3 protein-coding genes are annotated in these 1518 nt (G+C 28.1%); all 3 read right to left on the bottom strand.

Features of this window, described 5'->3' with window-relative positions; translation table 11 throughout:
• Positions 1-531, bottom strand: a 531-nt coding sequence (locus F3G98_RS10195) for a hypothetical protein (protein ID WP_223231355.1), incomplete at its 3' end; no start/stop codon positions are given.
• Entirely contained in the window at positions 528-1088 is a 561-nt protein-coding gene (locus F3G98_RS10190; RefSeq protein ID WP_223231354.1) for a hypothetical protein, read from the bottom strand. The genes F3G98_RS10190 and F3G98_RS10195, both read right to left, overlap by 4 nt.
• A partial coding sequence (locus F3G98_RS10185; RefSeq protein WP_149726135.1) for a hypothetical protein occupies positions 1085-1518 on the bottom strand: 434 nt, incomplete at its 5' end. The genes F3G98_RS10185 and F3G98_RS10190, both read right to left, overlap by 4 nt.

Genomic DNA, 1518 nt, shown 5'->3' with positions numbered 1-1518 from the left:
TTCTAAAAGCTTATCTAAATCTTTTTCATCTCCTACTATCTTTAATATAACTCTCAAATAACCATAATAATAAGGATCTTGCCCATGATCTAATAGTTTTTTAATTAATTTAAATTTCTCTTCTTTAAATTCTTTATATTTCGGTGTTTTTATAAATTCTAATAGCTTAGGGCTTGCTTTTTTGTCTTTTATGCCATCGCTATTTTCTCTAAAAAAAACTAGGAATTCTGTTGCGATGTCTCTTGTTAGCCACTTACTAGGGAAGGTACCTTTTTGTAAAAGTAAATCAAGTGTTTTAGGCTTATTCATTGCATAAGTACTGTCAAGTAGATTTGGTTCATAATGCAATTTATCATTTTCTAAAGTAATGTTAGCATCACAACCAATCTTATCTATGTAATATTCTATGTCTTTAGCAGTATTTTCATCGGTTGTATTTTTGTCAAATACCACAGCAAACATATTTAAGCAATTTGCTTCGTGTGAATATAAAGATGTTATGAGAAATATGATTATTGCTAATTGCCTCATTGTGCTAGTTCCTTTTTATTCCCATTATTTAATAAATTCTCTAAATCTTTTTCATCATTTATGAGTGTCAAAATATATTTTAAATATTCGTAGTCTTTTGGATCTTGTCCATACTGTAATTGCCTTTTAATTAATTTAAATTTCTCTCTTTTAAATTCTTTATATTTTTTAGTTTTTATAAAATCAAGTAGCTCTTTACTAGGAATTTTACTTTCAAAACCGACTTCATTATCTCGAAAAAAGAATAAGAATTCTGATCCCATAGAAAAAGCCAATCTGCCATTTGGTTTTGTGCCTTTATCCAAAAGATCATTAAAAGTTTTAAATTTATTCATCATAAAGGCAATTTCTAATAAATTTGGTTCATATCTAAGTCTTGCAGACTTTAAGGTAATATTTGCATTGCAACCAAATTTATCTATATAAACATTCATATATTTTGCTGTATTTTCATCACTTATTTTTTTGTTGGCTACTATATTAAACATATTTGCACAATCTAGGTAATGTAGATTATATATTGCAAGTGGTATAATAAATGAAATCAATATACTCATTTACTATCCTTTTTATATTGCTCTAGTAACCTATCTAAATCTTTTTCATCATTTACAAGCGTTAATACTTTCTGTAAAAGGATATAGCCTTTTGGATCTTGTCCATGTTCTAGGAGTTTTTTGATTAGCTTAAATTTCTCTTCTTTAAATTCTTTATATTTTTGAGTTTTTACAAATTCTAGTAGCTCAGGACTTGGCGACTGCCCTTCTAACTTAACACCATTTTCTTCAAAAAAAAGCAAAAAGTCTAATCCTATTGAGCCAGCCAACCACGCATTAGGTACCGCGCCTTTTTCTAAAAGTTTGTCAATGCTTTTTGGTTTATTTGCACTATAAGCAAATTCTAGCAAGCTAGCTTTCATCGTTAAATTTGGTAAATTTATACCAGCATTAGCATCACATCCGAGATCATCTATGTAGTATTTTATAT

This window comes from Campylobacter concisus, assembly GCF_902460895.1.
In the GTDB taxonomy this organism is placed as follows: domain Bacteria; phylum Campylobacterota; class Campylobacteria; order Campylobacterales; family Campylobacteraceae; genus Campylobacter_A; species Campylobacter_A concisus_BC.
This window is presented reverse-complemented; position numbering and strand designations above follow the sequence as displayed.

Excerpts from the sequence above, each read along its gene's own strand:
- F3G98_RS10190 (WP_223231354.1), bottom strand. The coding sequence starts at position 1,088 with ATGAGTATATTGATTTCATTTATTATACCACTTGCAATATATAATCTA.